Source organism: Leisingera sp. ANG49, assembly GCF_059694505.1.
Map to the genome: position 1 here is coordinate 576454 of NZ_JCATZN010000002.1, position 17460 is coordinate 593913.

Below are 17460 nucleotides of genomic sequence, written 5' to 3' on the forward strand. Positions count from 1 at the left end.
GACGCCCTCCGCAGCCCGAAGGGCTGCCCGGCCCAACGGGGCGCGGTGCCGCAGGTCCTCAGGACGGGCGGGAGCATTGCCGTTGCCGGGCGCAGTGCGTGCGGGGTAGCCTGAGCAGATGACACAAGCTCCCGATCCCCTGCTGCAGCTGCCGCCGGACCGCCTGCAGGGCGCCTTGCGGCTGATCTCCTACATGCTGGAGCACGGGCGCTCCGCCGTGGATCCGGATCAGGTGCTGGAGAAGATGTGCAGCCTGATCCGTGCGGTCGGGGTGCCGCTGCAGCGGGCCGCCTCCATCGTGCAGCTGCTGCATGCCGAGGCGGTGGCCAGCGCCCGCTTCTGGGAACACGGGAAGGGCACCCGCAGCGAATTGTTTCCCTTCAACGAGGACAGCGGCGATGGCTATGCGCGCTCCCCCGCTGCCGATGTGCACAGCACCGGCGAATGGGTGATCCTGTGGCTGCCGGACACGCCGGACGATCGCTATGGCATCGTCCCGGACCTGAAGGCGGAGGGGTACACCCATTACATAATGGCGCCGGTGTTCATGGGGATCGGCACGGCAGGCATCTTCAGCTTTGCCACCCAGTCACCGGAAGGGTTTTCTGACGAGGATATCCGTTTCCTGCGGGCGGTGTTTCCGGCACTGGCCGCCTGTCAGGAGGTGCTGTCCACCGCCCGCACCATGAAGGAAGTTCTGCGGATCTACGTCGGCGAGGAGCCGCAGCGGCGGATCCTGTCTGGTGACGTGCACCGGGGCGAGGTGATGCGGATCCGCTCCGCCATCCTGTTCGCAGACATGCGCCGCTTTACCGAACTGACCGCAGGAATGAGCGCGGAACAGGCGACCGGCCTGCTCAATGCCTATTACGACTGCATCGTGCCGCCGGTGGAGGCGGCGGGCGGCGAGGTGCTGAAACTGATCGGCGATGGCATCCTGGCGGTGTTCCGCGCCGGGGAGGACTGGGCTCAGACCTGTGCCCAAGCACTGGCCGCCGCCCGTGAAGGCCTGGCGCGGGTTGCCGCCCGTTCGGGCCAGCCGCAGTTCGAGGTTGGCGCTGCGCTGCACTTCGGCGAGGTGGCGTTCGGCAACGTGGGGTCGGGGATGCGGCTGGATTACACGGTGATTGGCCGCGACGTGAACCTGGCGGCGCGGGTGGCGGAGCTGTGCGGTGCTAAGAATGAGCGTTTGCTGGTGTCGTCCGAGTTCCGGCAGCGGGCGGGACTTGTGGGGCGGTCGCTGGGAGAACAGCGGCTGAAGGGGCTGCAGGCACCGGAGGAGGTATTTGCGGTTGCGCTGGAGTGAGCGCGGTCTGGGAATTCGTCAAAAGGCGGTGCCTGCCGGGCGGGCAGGCAGGCGCGGTCCGTGCAATGTTTTCAGGCTTCGTTCCACCACTCCGCCGGTTTGCGCCGCTGCCCGTGTTTCCCTGCCAGCCGCAGTGCGAGCTTGCGCAGCGGGCCAAGCGCCAGCTTCAGCCACAGCCGGTTGCGCCGCCTGGAATAGTCGCGGTTGAACGGGCAGACCCGCATGCAGATGGCGCAGTCAGAGGCCATCTTGGCCCAGAAGGAAAAGCATTTCTCGGCGTCCGAGGTCCATTTCCGGACCCCCTTGATCGCTGAGGCATTGGCAGTTTCCGTCGAGGGCGGACCGTAGGGCAGCGCCTTCACCGGGCAGGCGTCGGCGCATTTGGTGCAGATATCGCAGAACGCCCTCACCCCCAGCGGCTGCGGGGAGTCGTGGGCCAACGGCAGGCTGGTGAAGATTTTTGAAAACCTGAGGCGCGGCCCGAATTCTGGGGTGATCACCATCTGGTTGCGGGCGTATTCGCCGAGGCCAGCCTTGACCGCATAGGGGATGACGAGGCCGGTATCGTTCATCGACGGCACCGCCTCATAGCCCAGGTTGCGGATATAGGCCGCCAGCTGCATCACGATGGAAGCCTCGTGGCTGTACTCCCGCCCCGTCGCCGCCCCCGCCAGGGCGGAGGGGTAGGTGGCGACCAGTTCCTTGTCCATTTCATGCCCCAGCACGATCACGCTGGTCAGCCCCTCGGGCAGGTCATGCGGTGCTTCCGACATGTCGCGGGCATCGACCCTGGACGTGTAGAGCCAGCGCTCGTCCAGATCAGTGATGCCGCAAAGATCGGCGCCAAAGAAATTGGCGATGCGTTTGACCTCGGCGGACATTCTGGCGGGGTCGCCAATCTCCAGCCGGTCCTTGGCCACTGGCGTGTCAGGGCGGATGGCGGCCTGGAATCCCTCGCGGATGCCGTCCTGCGCGCGGCGGGAGGAAACCACGTCGGAGATCAGCCAGGCCGCGTTGCGCAGGGCAAAATCGCGCTGGGTGAACCCGTCGCCGCGTCGGGGTGCGGCTTCCATACGGTAGGAGGAAAAGAACTTGGCGGTATGCTTGGACTTTACCCGCTCATCCCAGAAGGCGCGGGTGAAGATGTCGTTGCGCTGCGGGAACCGCTCGAAATCATCGGTGACTTCGATCCCTGCGGCTGCATCGCCGTCACGCTGGGGCGGGGTGTTCTGGGGCCAGGGCATGGCCGGACGGTATCCGGCACCCGGTCGCCGGGCAAGATGTGCTGGGCCGCTTTCTCAACAGAACAAGGAGACCACCCAGTCGCGCACCATGGCGACCTCAGCGCTGTTGGGGGCCTCGCCGGCGGCGGGCATCAGATAGTGGCCCTGTCCCATGGGAATCTCGGCGTCCAGCACTGGCGCCAGCCGCCCCAGCGACAACGGCAGTTCGGCATAGCGGCGCATCAGCATGGCGACACCGGCGCCGGAGGCAGCCATTTCGATCGCCGCCAAGGAGGTGTCGACATAAAGCGGCGCGGTGCGGTCTCTGAGCGGCATGCCCTCCTGCTCAGACAGGCGCAGCCAATGGTCCTGATAGCCGTGAATGTGAATCAGAGTCTGGCCGAACAGGTGGTCCACAGAATACAGCTCTGCTGCCAGCTGCGGCTGGGCCACGGGAATGACGCTTTCGGTGGCCAGCAGATGCGCGCGGCGGTCGAACCAGCCTGACGGGCCAAGCCGCAGGTCGATATCCACGTCCTCGTCCTGGGTGCTGTCAGCCCAGACGGCTGAAATCAATCGAATGCGGATATGTGGGTGGGAAGCGTGAAACGCGCCCAGCCGCGGGGCCACCCACAGCACAGCAGTGGAGACCGGCGCCCGCAAGGTCACGGTCCGGGTCTGCGCATGCCCCAGTAAACCGCGGGTGGAATAGGCGATATCGGTCAGCGCCTGTGCCACCGAAGGGTAGTAGGCGTGACCCAGCTGCGTCAGCTCCAGATGCCGCGACCGGCGCAGGAACAGGGTGATGCCAAAGCTCTTTTCCAGGCTGCGCACCTGATGGCTGACCGCGGCCTGGGTCAGCCCCAGCTCCTCGGCGGCGGCGGTGAAGCTCTGCAGGCGGGCGGCGGCCTCAAAGGCGCGCAGCCAGACGAGGTTGGGCAGATCAGACATTTACGTTGCAAAAATTCTTGGGGTCAGGTCGCGTTATTATTCGTTTTTGTTTTGGCTTGGGTCAAGCTAGCCATTTCCCAAGCGATTACCCCGGGAGGAGAAACGGGACATGAAAACGGACATGAAAGTCGGCTTCATCGGCCTTGGCAACGTCGGCGGCAAGCTGGCGGGCAGCCTGGTGCGCAACGGTCTGGATGTGACCGTGCACGACCTGGACGCGGATCTGGTGCAGACCTTTGTGGAGCGCGGTGCCAAGGCGGGCGGCACCCCGTCGCAGATGATGCAGGATTGCGATGCGGTGATCACGTGCCTGCCAAGCCCGGCGGCGTCCGATGCGGTTGTCACCGAAATGCTGCCGCATGTGAAGCCCGGCAAAATCTGGATGGAGATGTCCACCACCGACGTGGAAGAGGTGAAACGCCTGGGCGCCCTGATCGTTGAACGCGGCGGCGAACCGGTGGACTGTCCGGTATCGGGCGGCTGCCACCGGGCTGGCACCGGCAACATCTCGATCTACGCAGGCTGCGAGCGCGCCACCTTCGACCGCATCCTGCCGATCCTGACCACCATGGGCCGCCGCATTCTGCATGTGGGGGAGATCGGCAATTCCTCGACCCTGAAGGTGATGACCAACTACCTGGCCAACATGAACCTGCTGGCGGTTATGGAAGCACTCACGGTGATGAAGGCCTGCGGCATGGATCTGGGCATGACGTTCGAGGCGATCTCGATGTCGTCGGGCACGTCCTTTGCGCATGAGACCGAAAGCCAGCTGATCCTGTCCGGCTCACGGGATGTGAACTTCACCATGGATCTGGTGATGAAGGACATCGGCCTGTTCCAGACCCTGGCTGACCGCCACAACGTGCCGCTGGAGCTGTCGCCGCTGATGATCGAGATGATGAAGGACGGCCAGCGCCGCTATGGCGAGCGGGCGCAGTCCGACCGGATGATCGAGCGCCTGGAAGAGGCCACCGGCCTGTCGATCACCGCGCCGGGCTTCCCGCAGGAACTGATCGACGACGAGCCGGAAGAGCCGGGATACGAGGTGGTCGTGCGCCGCGCTGCTGCGGAATAAGTTTCCCCGAACTGCTGGCTGCAATCAGCCCCCGGTGCGCCGGGGGCTGTTTTCTTTGGTGAAACCGGTCTATGCCCGGCAAGGCAGCAAAGAGGAGCAGCGGATGAGCAAGGAAGTTCTGGCCACGATCGAGGCCTCGGCCGGGCGGCGCGTGATGGGGACGGCGATGCTGGGGCTGACCGGCTGCCTGCTGGTCTACGTGGCAATTGCGGCGCCACCCTCGCCGGCCTGGCTGGTGTTTCTGGTGGTGGTTGGCGGCGCCGCGCTGTGGCTGGCGGTGCGGATGTGGCAGGCCACTGTGCACCGGATCGAACTGACGGCGGAGGAGTTGCGCTGTTCTGACGGGCAGGTGATTGCGCGGGTGGAGGATATCGAAACCATCGACCGCGGCTTTTTTGCCTTCAAACCGTCCAACGGCTTTCTGATCCGAACCGGCACGCCAGGCGGCAGAGCCTGGATGCCGGGACTGTGGTGGCGGTCGGGCCGCCGGATCGGCATTGGCGGAGTGACACCGGGATCGCAGGGCAAGGCGATGTCGGAAATACTGGCCGCGATGCTGGTGCAGCGCGGCCAGTGAGCCTTTCTCAATTTCTTCTAAAACCGGCTTTTAGTCAGTGCCGCCGGTGTCGTCGTCGTGGCTGCCGGTGCCGGTGGCGCTTCCTTCAAAGGCAACCAGCGGAGCAAAGCGCGGACGGGTGAAGACGAAGTTGTCCAGGTTGAGTGTAGGCAGGCCGACATCAAAGAACGGTTCCATTTCGTTGAAGGTTTCCACCAGGATTACCCGCTCTTGATCCGGCATCTCCGGCAGTTGGCCTGAAACCGTGTTGATCGTGCCGTCGGTCCAACTGGTGTTCGAGGTGCCGCGTACTTCGGACCAGTCAACGTAATACTTGGCATCACCTTCGTCCCAGTGCACCACCGACACCCGAAGACCCAGCTGCGTGTCCTCACGGATCAGCAGCTTGACCATCTCGTACATGCTGTCGAGGTAATTGTCGTTGATCGCCGTGGTCTCACGGGAAATCAGGTCGGAGATCGTATAGGCCGCCTTCAGATTGACGCTGTCGCGGCGGAACGCGTCGAAGAAGGTATAGATTGCGGCGAATACTGCGAGCAGGAGCGGAGCATAAAGCGCAAACTCGATTGAGACGTTGCCGTCAGTGCGGCGCAGAAAGGTGCGCAGACGCCCGGGCAGGATGTGTGTAAGAGCAGTCAGCATGGGTCACCTCGGTTCCTGAACAAATGCAGATGTCGCGGTCAGGGCGATACGGCCGTCCTCATCCTTGGCCATGCTGTCGCCCAGGCCCCAAGCTGGGAACAGCGGCTTGAACTTCATGCAGGCGCGGATCAGCATCAGCTCGTTCGATTGGCCGTTAACGAAGTTCCGGACAGGCTGGACATCCTCGATGCGGTTAACGCAGTCTGCTGTCGAGCTGATCGGCGTCCAGTTGAACGGGTCGACTTGCACCATCTCCAGGCGCAGCGATGTGCTGCAATCGTCGATGAAGCCTGAGCGGTCGCAAACTTCGTCGCGCAATTCGTCATGCTGCGGGTTGGCACCCGTTGTCAGCCGGATGTCGCGGACTGTCTGGTCGAGTGCCCGTTCCAGCTGCGAATGGCGCAGGTTGATCAGCCCCAGTTCTACTGTCGTCATAAGGATCAGCAGGAAGGCGGGGATGACGAGTGCGAATTCCAGCGAGGCATTGCCGTCATCACGCGCCCGGAACTGGCGCAGGTTTCGTGTCATGCGTCTAATCATTGGGTCAACCTCAGCTGGCGGATGGACGTTGCAATCGATGCGAACGCGTCGCTGATCTCAAGCCCGTTAACGTCGAAGTAATGGGAGTCGGAGCTTGCGCAATCCTGCAGTACAGCTACCCCGTTGCTGGGGGCTTCGAACCCGATGGTATAGACGATAATCCCCTGGTCCTTGGCGGCCTGGCAAATGCTGCGGGTGCGCGCATTCTTGGTCGAGTTGCCGTAATAGTCGTAGACGCCGTAGTACCAGGCACTGCGGGCAGAGCTGGTGCCCATCCAGTCGCGGTAGAGATTGTAGTAAAGGTATTTCAGCGACGTGTAGGCGAACAGGTCCGGATAGCTTAGCCGTTGCGGATTGTCACCGTACGGCTCGTCTTTCCAATAGGAGGAGACATCATGCCAGTAGTACTTCCCGCTCGACGGGTTGTAAGTCGAATAACGCTCGGAAGCAGCGTCGTACCAGACGTTTGAGTCACCTTCGCGGTGATCGCTTTCGACGTAGTATTGCGATGTGTTCTGACCGTCGGTCATCAGCACGATGACTTTCACGGTATCCGCGTCTGTGTAGTCCGAAGGACGGGCCGCGAAATCATCCGGCACTGAAGCCTCTGAACCCGTGGTCAACGCATTGATGGCGGGCCGGGCAGAGGGGTCAAGCAGGGTCGTGCCCCATTTCATGCCGATGTCGATGGAGGTGTTGCCGCCGCCCCAGAAGCTATCGATGTAGTTCTTGAGAACCGTGGCATCCTTTTGGAACGGCAGTATCTCCCGGGTGGGATCGTCTTCGCAAACCGGAGTGCTCACCAGTCTGGGGCTGGAGTAATAGGTCCGGTTGTCACGGCTGGTGCTGTCCCAGGGCGTGAAGTGCATGGTGCCTTCCAGCTCTTCAGTCTGAGACAGGGACGCGGAATCGAAATCCGAGGCTGCGAAATTGACGCAGCGGGAGTAGATCGTGTCACCCGGAGTGGAGATATTGTATTGGTTGTACAGATCTTCCGGCACCGAGACCTGGGTGGCATAAGGCACGATGGAAATCGACATCTTGCCATCGGTTGTGTTGGCGACCATCGTGTCGATGAAGTCTTTCGCCGCGATCTTGAGGTTGGTCAGCCGGTTGTTGGATCTCATGGAGCCTGAGACGTCTAGAACCATTGAGATTTCGACGCCGTCGATGCTCTCCTCTGCGCGCGAATTGGCATAGATCGGCAGGTCGTCGAGACCGGCGAATTTTGCCAGATGGGTCGGGAACATCGCGTTGACGGTGCTTTCAACACTTTTGTAGCCCAGCGACTCCTGAACTGACGGTGTGCTGTAGTAGTCGCTGAGGCCTGCCTTGCTGAGGTAGTCCTGCACGACGGCTTCCGGTTCCAGCACCTGATCAAGGTCGGCAGCTGCCAGCACGGCCCGGTCGAGCGTGTATTGCAGGGTGGTGCGGTCGCGCTCCATCCGCATCAGATCGACGCCGATGCCGCCGATGGCAAGCATGAGAAACAAGGTGGCGATCATCGGCTTTGCCAATACGCCATCCTCTTCCCGCAGGAAGGACTTCACCTTGCCTAAACAGCGCAGCATGAGCGGATTGCTCAGCGCAGTAGAATTCTTGTGGTGCATACTCATCTAAATACCCCCTTCCGGCTGGGGAACAGGCCAGCTCGGCTTCTGCAGCGGAATTCCATTAATTATTGCTTGGTAAAGTTGGCGGAAATGCGGCGGGAATTGGCCGAATTGCCTTGGATTGTTTTGACTCGGAATTCCAATCTTATGTGATTCCGCGGGGTTGTGGCGCAGGGGCGGACAATCCCCTCCCCAGAAATAGCGAATCGCCCGTCATATGCCGGGAAATGATTCTTTTGGGCCGCAAATGGTCAAAAAGGTCGCACTCCCCAGATAACTCTGCATAGAGTGAGAGCATCATCGGCAGCGAGTCGATGTTTGAGCACGGAGAAATTTTTCATGAGCAGCCGCACAGAGCCGAGCTTCCGCGAGAGCGTGGACCTGATGTTTAACCGGGCAGTGAAACTGATGGACCTGCCGCCGGGGCTGGAGGAGAAGATCAGAGTTTGCAACGCGACCTATGTGGTGCGCTTCGGCGTGCGCCTGCGCGGCGCCATGCACACCTTCACCGGTTACCGGTCGGTGCATTCTGAGCATATGGAGCCCGTGAAGGGCGGCATCCGCTACTCTCCGGCCGTGAACCAGGACGAGGTGGAGGCGCTGGCGGCGCTGATGACCTACAAATGCGCGCTGGTGGAGGCTCCGTTCGGCGGTTCAAAAGGCGGCTTGTGCATCGATCCGCGTGAGTACGAGGAGCATGAGCTGGAGCTGATCACCCGGCGCTTTGCCTATGAGCTTGCCAAGCGCGACCTTATCAACCCGTCGCAGAACGTGCCCGCGCCTGACATGGGCACCGGCGAGCGCGAGATGGCCTGGATTGCAGACCAGTATGCGCGGATGAATACCACCGACATCAACGCCAAGGCCTGCGTCACCGGCAAACCGCTGAACGCGGGCGGCATTTCCGGCCGTGTCGAGGCAACCGGCCGCGGCGTGCAATACGCCCTGCGCGAGTTCTTCCGTTATGAGGAAGACAAGGCTGCAGCCGGTCTGTCCGGGAAACTGGGTGGCAAGCGGATCATTGTTCAGGGGCTCGGCAACGTGGGGTATCACGCTGCCAAGTTCCTGTCCGAAGAAGATGGCTCGCTGATTACCGGCATCATCGAACGGGACGGCGGGCTGCACAGCGCTGACGGCCTGGATGTTGAGGCGGTGCGCAACTGGATCGTCAAGCACGGCGGCGTGTCGGGTTACCCGGATGCGCAGTATGTCGAAGATGGCACCGTGCTGCTGGAGGAAGAGTGCGATATCCTGATCCCGGCGGCTCTGGAGGGGGTGATCAACCTCTCCAACGCCGAACGCGTCAAGGCGCCGCTGATCATCGAGGCCGCAAACGGCCCGGTGACCGCAGGTGCGGATGAGATCCTGCGCAAGAAGGGCTGCGTGATCATCCCCGATATGTTCGCCAACGCGGGCGGTGTGACTGTCTCCTACTTCGAGTGGGTTAAGAACCTGAGCCACATCCGGTTCGGCCGCATGCAGCGCCGTCAGGAAGAGGCGCGCCACCAGCTGGTTATCGACGAATTGCAGCGGCTGGATGACGTGATGGGCAATACCTGGTCGATGTCGCCGGACTTCAAGGACAAGTACCTGAAAGGCGCGGGCGAGCTGGAACTGGTGCGGTCCGGCCTGGATGACACCATGCGGGCGGCCTATCAGTCGATGCGGGAAGTCTGGCACAGCCGGGACGACGTGACCGACCTGCGCACCGCTGCCTATCTGGTCTCGATCGACAAGGTCGCCAAGAGCTACCACGCCAAAGGTCTGTAAACAGGCGCGGGTCTGCATTGCAGCTGCGGGGTGGAGGGGAAACTCTCCGCCCCGTTTTTTCGAGCCGGTCCCGCATTACGTCAAAACCCGTCGCAATTAGCACTAGACACAAGTGCTCAGTTCGTGTGACTTGCGGCAAAGCCGTGCTGAAGTGCCGCTAATTGAGCCTTGGGGCTAGGAGCAGCACGCGAAAGCGGGTAGCAATGCCGCCAAGACCCGGAACAAATTTTCCCGGGTGGCGGAAGTGATTTGACGGGGAGGGACGACATGCGGTTTTCGGGCTGGCGTGTGCTCCGGGAGGGGCTCACCGGAAACAAGGGGTGGACGCCCCATTGGCGGGATCCTGAACCCAAATCCGAATATGATGTGGTGATCATCGGCGGCGGCGGCCACGGGCTGGCAACCGCCTATTACCTGGCCCAGGAGCACGGCATCACCAATGTCGCGGTGCTGGAAAAGGGCTATCTCGGCGGCGGCAACGTGGGGCGCAACACCACCATCGTGCGCGCCAACTACTATCTGCCGGGCAACTCGGAATTCTACTCCCACTCTCTGAAACTGTGGGAAACCATGGAGCAGGACCTGAACTATAACGCGATGATGTCCCAGCGCGGCATCATCAACCTGTTCCACAATGACGGCCAGCGCGACGCCGCAGTGCGCCGCGGCAACTCGATCGTCAACCAGGGCGACGATGCCGAGATCCTGAGCCGCGAGCAGGTGCGCCAGCTGGCGCCGTTCCTGAATTTTGACAGCAACCGCTTCCCGATCATGGGGGGGCTGATGCAGCGCCGGGCGGGCACCGCGCGCCACGATGCGGTGGCCTGGGGTTATGCCCGCGGCGCGGACATGCGCGGGGTGGATCTGATCCAGAATTGCGAAGTCACCGGCATCGACGTCGAGAACGGCAAGGTGGTGGGGGTGCAGACTGCCCGCGGGCCCATCCGCGCCAAGAAAGTGGCGCTGGCTGCCGCGGGCCGCTCCGGCCAGGTAGCGGCGATGGCGGGGCTGACGCTGCCGATCGAAAGCCATGTGCTGCAGGCCTTCGTCTCCGAGGGGCTGAAGCCCATCGTGGACCACGTGATCACCTTTGCCGAGGGGCATCTCTACATCAGCCAGTCTGACAAGGGCGGGCTGGTCTTTGGCAGCTACCTGGATTTCTACAGTTCTTACGCCGCGCGGGGGAACCTGCCGATGGTGGAGCACACGATGGAGAGTTTTGTGGCAATGGTGCCGGCGGTCAGCAAGGCGCGTCTTCTGCGCAGCTGGGGCGGCATTATGGACATGACCCCGGACGGCTCCCCGATCATCGACCATTCGCCGATCGAGGGCCTCTATCTGAACTGCGGCTGGTGCTACGGCGGGTTCAAGGCGACGCCGGGCTCGGGCAGCGTTTACGCGCATCTGATCGCAACGGACCGCCCGCATGGGGCGGCCACGAAGTTCAAGCTCGACCGTTTCCGCAGCGGCGTGGGCCTGATGGATGAGGAGGGGACCGGTGCGCAGCATAACCTGCACTGAGTATGTGCCTGCCGCGGCAGGGGGCGCTGCCTCCTCGGCCTTGCGGCCTCACCCCCGGAGTATTTTCAGAAAGATGAAGGAGCGCCGGTCATGAGAATTACCTGTCCGCTCTGCGGTGAGAGGGACCGCCGCGAATTCTATTACAAAGGTGCCGCGCTGGTGCGCCCGGCGGAGGGCGCGGATCTGGATGCCTGGCATGAATATGTGAACCTGCGGGAGAACCCGGCCGGGCCGCTGGACGAGCTTTGGTATCACGAGATGGGCTGCAATTCCTGGCTTAAGGTGACCCGGGATACCGCGACCCACGAGATTTTGGCGGTGCAGCTGGCCTCCGAGGCCGGGCTGGGAGGTGAGAAATGAGACTTCCCGGAAAAGGGCTGAACCAGGGCGCCAAGCCGATCACCTTTGCCTTCAACGGCCGCCACATGATGGGGCTGGAGGGCGACACGCTGGCGGCGGCGCTGCTGGCCAACGGTGTGCATCTGGTCGGGCGCTCGTTCAAGTATCATCGCCCGCGCGGGGTGCTGACAGCGGGCAGCGAGGAGCCGAACGCGCTGGTGACCATCGGCACCGGCGGCCAGCAGGATCCGAACGTGCGCGCCACCCAGCAGGAGCTGTTCGAGGGGCTGGAGGCGCGCAGCCAGAACTGCTGGCCCTCGGTTGAGCGCGATGTGATGGCGCTGAATGACTTGGCGGCGCCATTCTTTGGTGCGGGGTTCTATTACAAGACCTTCATGTGGCCGGCGGCGTTCTGGGAGAAAGTCTATGAGCCGCTGATCCGCAATGCGGCAGGCCTTGGCGCGCTGTCGGGCGAGGCGGATCACGACACTTACGAGAAGGCCTTTGCCTTCTGCGATGTGCTGGTGATCGGCTCCGGCCCCGCCGGGCTGATGGCGGCACTGACCGCGGGCCGGGCCGGGGCTGATGTGATCCTGGCCGAGGAAGACAGCCGCATGGGCGGGCGTCTTTTGGCGGAGCGCGAGGAGATCGGCGGCAAGCCAGGGCATGAATGGGCTGCGGAGGTGCTGGCGGAGCTGGAGGCGATGGACAATGTGCGGCTGATGGCCCGCACCGCCGTCACCGGCGCGTATGACCAGGGCACCTATGGCGCGCTGGAGCGGGTCTCGCACCACTTGCCGCGGCGCCATTCGCTGAAGGGCAGCCATCTGCCGCGCGAATGCTTCTGGCGGATTGCGGCCAAACACGCGGTGCTGGCGGCGGGCGCCATCGAGCGCCCGGTGGCCTTCCGCGACAACGACCGGCCCGGCATTATGATGGCGGGCGCGGTGCGAGCCTATCTGAACCGCTGGGGCGTGGCGCCCGGCGAGCGGGTCACGGTCTTTGCCAGTAACGATCAGGCGCACCGCACAGCGCGCGACCTGCATGACGCTGGCGTGCATATCGCGGCGGTGATCGACAGCCGCCATGAGGCGCCGGATGGCGGACCTTATCAGGTGATCAAGGGCGCGCAAGTTTGCGGCTCCGCCGGCCGCCAGCGGCTGGAGAGCATCACCGTGCGCTCGGTCAAGGGCGAGGAGAAGATCCAGACCGATTGCCTGGCGATGTCCGGCGGCTGGAACCCCTCGGTGCATCTGACCTGCCATTTGAACAGCCGGCCTGTTTGGAAGCGTGAGGCGCTGGCCTTTGTGCCGGCGGATGGCGCCGTGCCCGGCATGGTCACAGCCGGCGCCTGCAACGGCACTTTCTCCTCCGCAGGCGCAATGCGCGAAGGCGCGGAGGCCGCGGCGAAGGTGCTGGAGGCGCTGGGCCTGAAACCTGCTGCCGCCGATCTGCCGGAGGCTGAGGACGATCCCTACCGCATCGCCGCGCTGTGGGCGGTGCCGGGCAAGGGGCGCGCTTGGCTCGACTTCCAGAACGACGTAACCGTCAAGGATGTGAAACAGGCAGCGGTGGAGAACTTCCGCTCAGTCGAGCATATGAAACGCTATACCACCCAGGGCATGGCGACGGATCAGGGCAAGAACTCCAACGTCGCCGCGCTGGCGGTGCTGGCGGATGCAACCGGGCGGACAATCCCCGAGACCGGCACCACCACCTTCCGCCCGCCGTTTGTGCCGGTGTCCATCGGTGCGATGGGGGCGGGGGCCACGGATGAGGGCTTCAAGCCGCAGCGCTTCCTGACTTCGCACGGCGAGGCTGACACCCGCGGGGCGCATCAGCTGGAGGTCGGCCTGTGGTACCGCGCTGCCTATTTCCCGAAACAGGGCGAAACCAACTGGCGTCAGTCCTGCGACCGCGAGGTCACGCTGGTGCGCAAGGCAGTTGGCATCTGCGATGTTTCAACCCTGGGCAAGATCGACATCCAGGGTGCCGACGCGGGCAAGTTCCTCGACTTCCTCTACACCAACACCTTCAGCACACTGAAGGTGGGCAAGGTCCGCTATGGGCTGATGCTGCGTGAGGATGGCTTTGTCATGGACGACGGCACCACCGCGCGGCTGGGCGAGAACCATTTCGTGATGACCACCACCACCGCCGCAGCAGGGCAGGTGATGGCGCATATGGAGTTCGTCTCTCAGGCGCTGTGCCCGGAATGGGATGTCCGCTTTACCTCGGTGACCGAGCAATGGGCGCAGTTTGCCGTCGCCGGCCCCAAGTCGCAGGAGCTGCTGAACGGGCTGCTGGACGAGGACGTGAACGGCGAGACCTGGCCCTTCATGGGCTGCGGCGAAGCGACCGTGCTGGGCGTCAAGGGGCGGCTGTTCCGGATCTCCTTCTCGGGCGAGCATGCCTATGAGGTGGCCGTGCCCGCGCGCTATGGCGAGAGCCTGTTCCGCGAGCTGCTGAAGCGGGCCGAGGCGATGGGCGGCGGTGCCTATGGGATGGAGGCGCTGAACGTTCTGCGGATCGAGAAGGGGTTGATTACCCATGCTGAGATCAATGGCACGGTGACGGCCTTTGACCTGGGCCTGCAGGGAATGATGTCCAAGAAGAAGGCCTTCCTGGGCAAGGCGATGTCCACCCGCGAGGGCCTGATGGCCGAGGACCGGATGCGTCTGGTGGGCTTGAAACCCGTGGGTGCGGCCAAGGAGATCACCGCCGGGGCGCATCTGTTCACGCCGGGCGACCCGGTGGAGCGGATTTATGACCAGGGCTATGTGACCTCGGCCGGGTATTCGCCGACGCTGGGGTATCCGATTGGCTTGGCTTTCCTGAAAGAGGGGCTGGAGCGGATTGGCGAGACCGTGCGCCTGGTCGACCATATGCGCGGCGTCGATACCCTGTGCGAGGTTGTCTCGCCTGTGTTCTTTGACCCTGAGGGAGGGCGTGCCCGTGGCTGAACTGATTGCAAAAAGCCCCTGTGAGGGGCTGGTTCCGGCAACCATCGGCGGTTTGAGCCTGACCGAGGAACACCCCGGCAGTATGTGGGCTGTGGCGCCCTTCAAGGGTCAGGAAAAGGCACTGAGCAAGGCGCTGGAGACCGCCCACGGCATGGCGTTCCCGGCAGCAAACCGCGCCACCGGCAAGGCGGGCAGCCGGGCTGTTTGGTTCGGCCGGGACATGGCGCTTCTTATAGGGCCTGCACCCGACGCCGGTCTGGCCAAACACGCCGCGCTGACAGACCAGAGCGATGCCTGGGCCGTGTTGAAGCTTGAGGGGGCCGGTGCCGAGGATGTACTAGCGCGGCTGGTGCCGGTCGATATGCGTAACCAGGTCTTCAAGCGCGGCCACACCGTGCGGGCGGAACTCAAGCACATGATGGCCTCGGTGACCCGTACCGGCCAGCAGGCTTTTCAGATCATGGTGTTCCGCTCAATGGCGAAGACGCTGGTGCATGATCTGAAAACAGCCATGGAAGCTGTCGCGGCGCGGGGGTAATCTTCGGGAATCACCAACTGATTCCCGGAGCGCATCTATGATCCGCATCGCCCTTGCAGCCGCCTTGCTGGCGGCGCCGGCCTATGCTTCTGAAACCAAAGAAGAAAGCTGCAAATACCAGGGCCAGGTCATGGCCGCAGTGCAGCAGGCGCGGCTGGACCGGGTGAAGCAGGAAGAGGTGGAGCAGACCATTCTGGACAGCAATCCGGAATGGCCCGAGGCTTATTCCAATGCGATCCCGCAGCTCGCTAGCCATGTCTACTCGATGAAACGGCGCGACCTGAAGGAGACCGACCTCGGCGCGCTGTTCGAACAGCAGTGCCTGCAGAACTGGGATCAGATCCAGGCGATGCAGAAACAGCTGAAGTCTAACTGATATGTCCCTGCCGCCCGGTTTTCTGGATGAACTGCGCACCCGCATCAGCATATCTGATGTTGTCGGGCGCAAAGTCATGTGGGACCAGCGCAAGTCGCAGCCGGGCAAGGGGGACTACTGGGGGCCGTGCCCCTTCCACCATGAAAAGACAGCGTCTTTCCACGTCGAGGACCGCAAGGGCTTCTATTACTGCTTCGGCTGCCACGCCAAGGGTGATGCGCTGAAGTTTGTCCAGGAGACCGAAAACGTCGGTTTCATGGAGGCGGTGGAGATCCTGGCGGGTGAGGCGGGCATGGAGATGCCCAAGCGCGACCCGCGCGCGCAGGAGAAACAGGACCGCCGGACGCTGCTGGCTGACGTGATGGAGCAGGCGGTGCAGTTCTTCCGCCTGCAGTTGAAAACCAATGCCGCCCAGGATGCCCGCGCTTATCTGCAGCGGCGGGGGATGACGGCGCAGGCGCTGGACCGATGGGAAATCGGTTTTGCCCCCGATGGCTGGCAGAACCTGTGGGATGCCTTGCGCGGCAAGAACGTGTCTGAGGATCTGATCATCGGCGCAGGGCTGGCCAAGCCGTCGAACAAGGGCGGCAAGCCCTATGACACCTTCCGCAACCGGATCATGTTCCCGATCCGCGACGCGCGCGGACGGGCGATTGCCTTTGGCGGCCGGGCGATGGATCCGAATGACAACGCCAAATACCTGAACTCGCCTGAGACTGAGCTGTTCGACAAGGGCCGCAGCCTTTACAATCACGGTCCTGCGCGGGCGGCCTCGGGGCGCGGCTCCACACTGGTTGTGGCCGAAGGTTACATGGATGTAATCGCGCTGGCAGAGGGTGGCTTTCAGTCATCCGTTGCGCCGCTGGGAACCGCGATCACCGAAAACCAGCTGCAGATGCTGTGGCGTATGTCGGATGAGCCGATCATCGCGCTGGACGGCGATACCGCGGGTATCCGTGCGGCCATGCGGCTGATCGACTTGGCGCTGCCCTTGCTGGAGGCGGGCAAGTCGCTGCGCTTTGCCATCATGCCTGAGGGTAAGGATCCGGACGACATGATACGCAGCGAAGGGCCGGAAGCGGTGCAGGCGGTGCTGGATCAGGCGATCCCGATGGTCAAGCTGCTGTGGCAGCGCGAGACTGAAGGAAAAGTCTTTGACAGCCCCGAGCGCAAGGCTGCGCTGGACAAGGCGCTGCGGGAAAAGATCAAGCTGATCCGCGATCCGTCGATCCGCAAGCACTATGGCGAGGACGTCAAGGAAATGCGCTGGCAGCTGTTCCGCGGCAGCCGGGGCGGCGGCGAGGGCGGTTACCAGCAGCGCGGCGGCAAGGGCGGCGGCTTCCGCGATGGTGCCCGCGCTCCATGGAAGCCGGGCAAGGGCTTCGGCGCGATCCCGCAGCCGCGCGCAACCACCCGCGCCTCGCTGGTGGCAGGGGCAGATGATGAATCCTTTGCTGCGATGCGGGAGGCGGTGATCCTGGCAACAGCCATCACCACGCCCGAAGTGATCCCGGAATTCGAGACCAGCCTGGAGCGCCTGCAATGCGCCGACCCGGATCTGGCGGCGCTGCGCGACATAGTGCTGCGCCACGGTATCAGCGCGCCGGAGCGGCTGCGCGAGGAAATCGACTGGTCTTTGGGGCCTCATGCCCTTGAAAACCTCTTTGCCCTTCGCCACGTTGCAATCATCCCCTGCCTGCGCAAACCCGGCGATACCGAACTGGCCAGCATGACGCTGGCCGAAGAGCTGGCAAAACTCGAAGCGCGGCGCGGGCTGGATGCGGAATTGGCTGAGGCCGAAGAGGATTTGCACGGGCTTGCGGACGAGGCGCTGACCTGGCGGCTGCGGCAGGCGGCAGAGGCCAAGAACAAGGCCGTGCGAAGCGAAAACGAGGACAAAGCGACGTATGACGTGGGCAAGAATGGCGCGCGGCTCAACCGGGATGAGCGCGACGCTTTCGGTGCCCTTTTGGACCGGATCGGCTTTTCAGAGAAGTAACACGCAGGGTGATTCTGCGTTTTG

General features: G+C 63.3%; 15 protein-coding genes. 10 read left to right on the top strand and 5 right to left on the bottom strand.

Annotated features, from left to right (window positions below):
* Positions 1–118 precede the first annotated feature (118 nt).
* Positions 119–1306, top strand: coding sequence for an adenylate/guanylate cyclase domain-containing protein (locus AC58NV_RS09180; RefSeq protein ID WP_497226855.1), 1188 nt, complete (start codon positions 119–121; stop codon positions 1304–1306).
* A gap of 71 nt (positions 1307–1377) precedes the next feature.
* Here AC58NV_RS09180 and AC58NV_RS09185 read toward each other — a convergent pair whose 3' ends face one another.
* Positions 1378–2550: a 4Fe-4S double cluster binding domain-containing protein gene (locus AC58NV_RS09185; RefSeq protein ID WP_497226856.1), complete on the bottom strand. Its 1173-nt coding sequence runs from the start codon at positions 2548–2550 to the stop codon at positions 1378–1380.
* 54 nt (positions 2551–2604) lie between these two features.
* A complete protein-coding gene (locus AC58NV_RS09190; RefSeq protein ID WP_497226857.1) occupies positions 2605–3480 on the bottom strand; it encodes a LysR family transcriptional regulator in 876 nt (291 codons plus the stop codon).
* Positions 3481–3601: 121 nt separating this feature from the next.
* Here AC58NV_RS09190 and AC58NV_RS09195 point away from each other — a divergent pair, with 121 nt between their 5' ends.
* Together AC58NV_RS09195 and AC58NV_RS09200 are read left to right on the top strand one after the other, a co-directional pair.
* Entirely contained in the window at positions 3602–4558 is a 957-nt protein-coding gene (locus AC58NV_RS09195) for an NAD(P)-dependent oxidoreductase (RefSeq protein WP_497227044.1), read from the top strand.
* Between the two features lie 103 nt (positions 4559–4661).
* Positions 4662–5135, top strand: coding sequence for a hypothetical protein (locus AC58NV_RS09200; protein WP_497226858.1), 474 nt, complete (start codon positions 4662–4664; stop codon positions 5133–5135).
* A 30-nt stretch (positions 5136–5165) separates the two neighbouring features.
* On the opposite strand, the gene AC58NV_RS09205 is transcribed toward AC58NV_RS09200, so the two are convergent.
* The 3 genes from AC58NV_RS09205 to AC58NV_RS09215 are packed head-to-tail and all read right to left on the bottom strand — an operon-like array spanning position 5166 to position 7888.
* Complete coding sequence (locus AC58NV_RS09205) at positions 5166–5777, bottom strand: TadE/TadG family type IV pilus assembly protein (protein ID WP_497226859.1); 612 nt, start codon at positions 5775–5777, stop codon at positions 5166–5168.
* Positions 5778–5780: 3 nt separating this feature from the next.
* Entirely contained in the window at positions 5781–6305 is a 525-nt protein-coding gene (locus tag AC58NV_RS09210) for a TadE/TadG family type IV pilus assembly protein (RefSeq protein ID WP_497226860.1), read from the bottom strand.
* A gap of 8 nt (positions 6306–6313) precedes the next feature.
* Positions 6314–7888, bottom strand: a complete 1575-nt coding sequence (locus AC58NV_RS09215) for a TadE/TadG family type IV pilus assembly protein (protein ID WP_497226861.1) — start codon at positions 7886–7888, stop codon at positions 6314–6316.
* Between the two features lie 381 nt (positions 7889–8269).
* Between AC58NV_RS09215 and AC58NV_RS09220 the strand changes: the two genes are divergently transcribed.
* The 7 genes from AC58NV_RS09220 to dnaG all read left to right on the top strand — a co-directional run bounded on the left by AC58NV_RS09220 (position 8270) and on the right by dnaG (position 17436).
* On the top strand, positions 8270–9700 hold the full coding sequence (locus AC58NV_RS09220; protein ID WP_497226862.1) for a Glu/Leu/Phe/Val family dehydrogenase: 1431 nt from the start codon (positions 8270–8272) through the stop codon (positions 9698–9700).
* A gap of 267 nt (positions 9701–9967) precedes the next feature.
* Positions 9968–11221: a sarcosine oxidase subunit beta family protein gene (locus AC58NV_RS09225; protein ID WP_497226863.1), complete on the top strand. Its 1254-nt coding sequence runs from the start codon at positions 9968–9970 to the stop codon at positions 11219–11221.
* A gap of 90 nt (positions 11222–11311) precedes the next feature.
* Positions 11312–11581 carry a sarcosine oxidase subunit delta gene (locus AC58NV_RS09230; protein ID WP_222507852.1) on the top strand — a complete coding sequence of 90 codons (270 nt, stop codon included), beginning with the start codon at positions 11312–11314 and terminating at the stop codon, positions 11579–11581.
* The gene (locus AC58NV_RS09235; RefSeq protein WP_497226864.1) at positions 11578–14523 is read left to right on the top strand and encodes a sarcosine oxidase subunit alpha family protein; all 2946 of its coding nucleotides are present in this window, start codon (positions 11578–11580) and stop codon (positions 14521–14523) included. Before AC58NV_RS09230 ends, AC58NV_RS09235 begins: the two co-directional genes overlap by 4 nt.
* A complete protein-coding gene (locus tag AC58NV_RS09240; protein ID WP_497226865.1) occupies positions 14516–15061 on the top strand; it encodes a sarcosine oxidase subunit gamma in 546 nt (181 codons plus the stop codon). Before AC58NV_RS09235 ends, AC58NV_RS09240 begins: the two co-directional genes overlap by 8 nt.
* A 37-nt stretch (positions 15062–15098) precedes the next feature.
* On the top strand, positions 15099–15437 hold the full coding sequence (locus tag AC58NV_RS09245; RefSeq protein ID WP_497226866.1) for a hypothetical protein: 339 nt from the start codon (positions 15099–15101) through the stop codon (positions 15435–15437).
* Position 15438: 1 nt separating this feature from the next.
* Entirely contained in the window at positions 15439–17436 is a 1998-nt protein-coding gene (dnaG, locus tag AC58NV_RS09250; protein ID WP_497226867.1) for a DNA primase, read from the top strand.
* Positions 17437–17460: the final 24 nt, after the last annotated feature.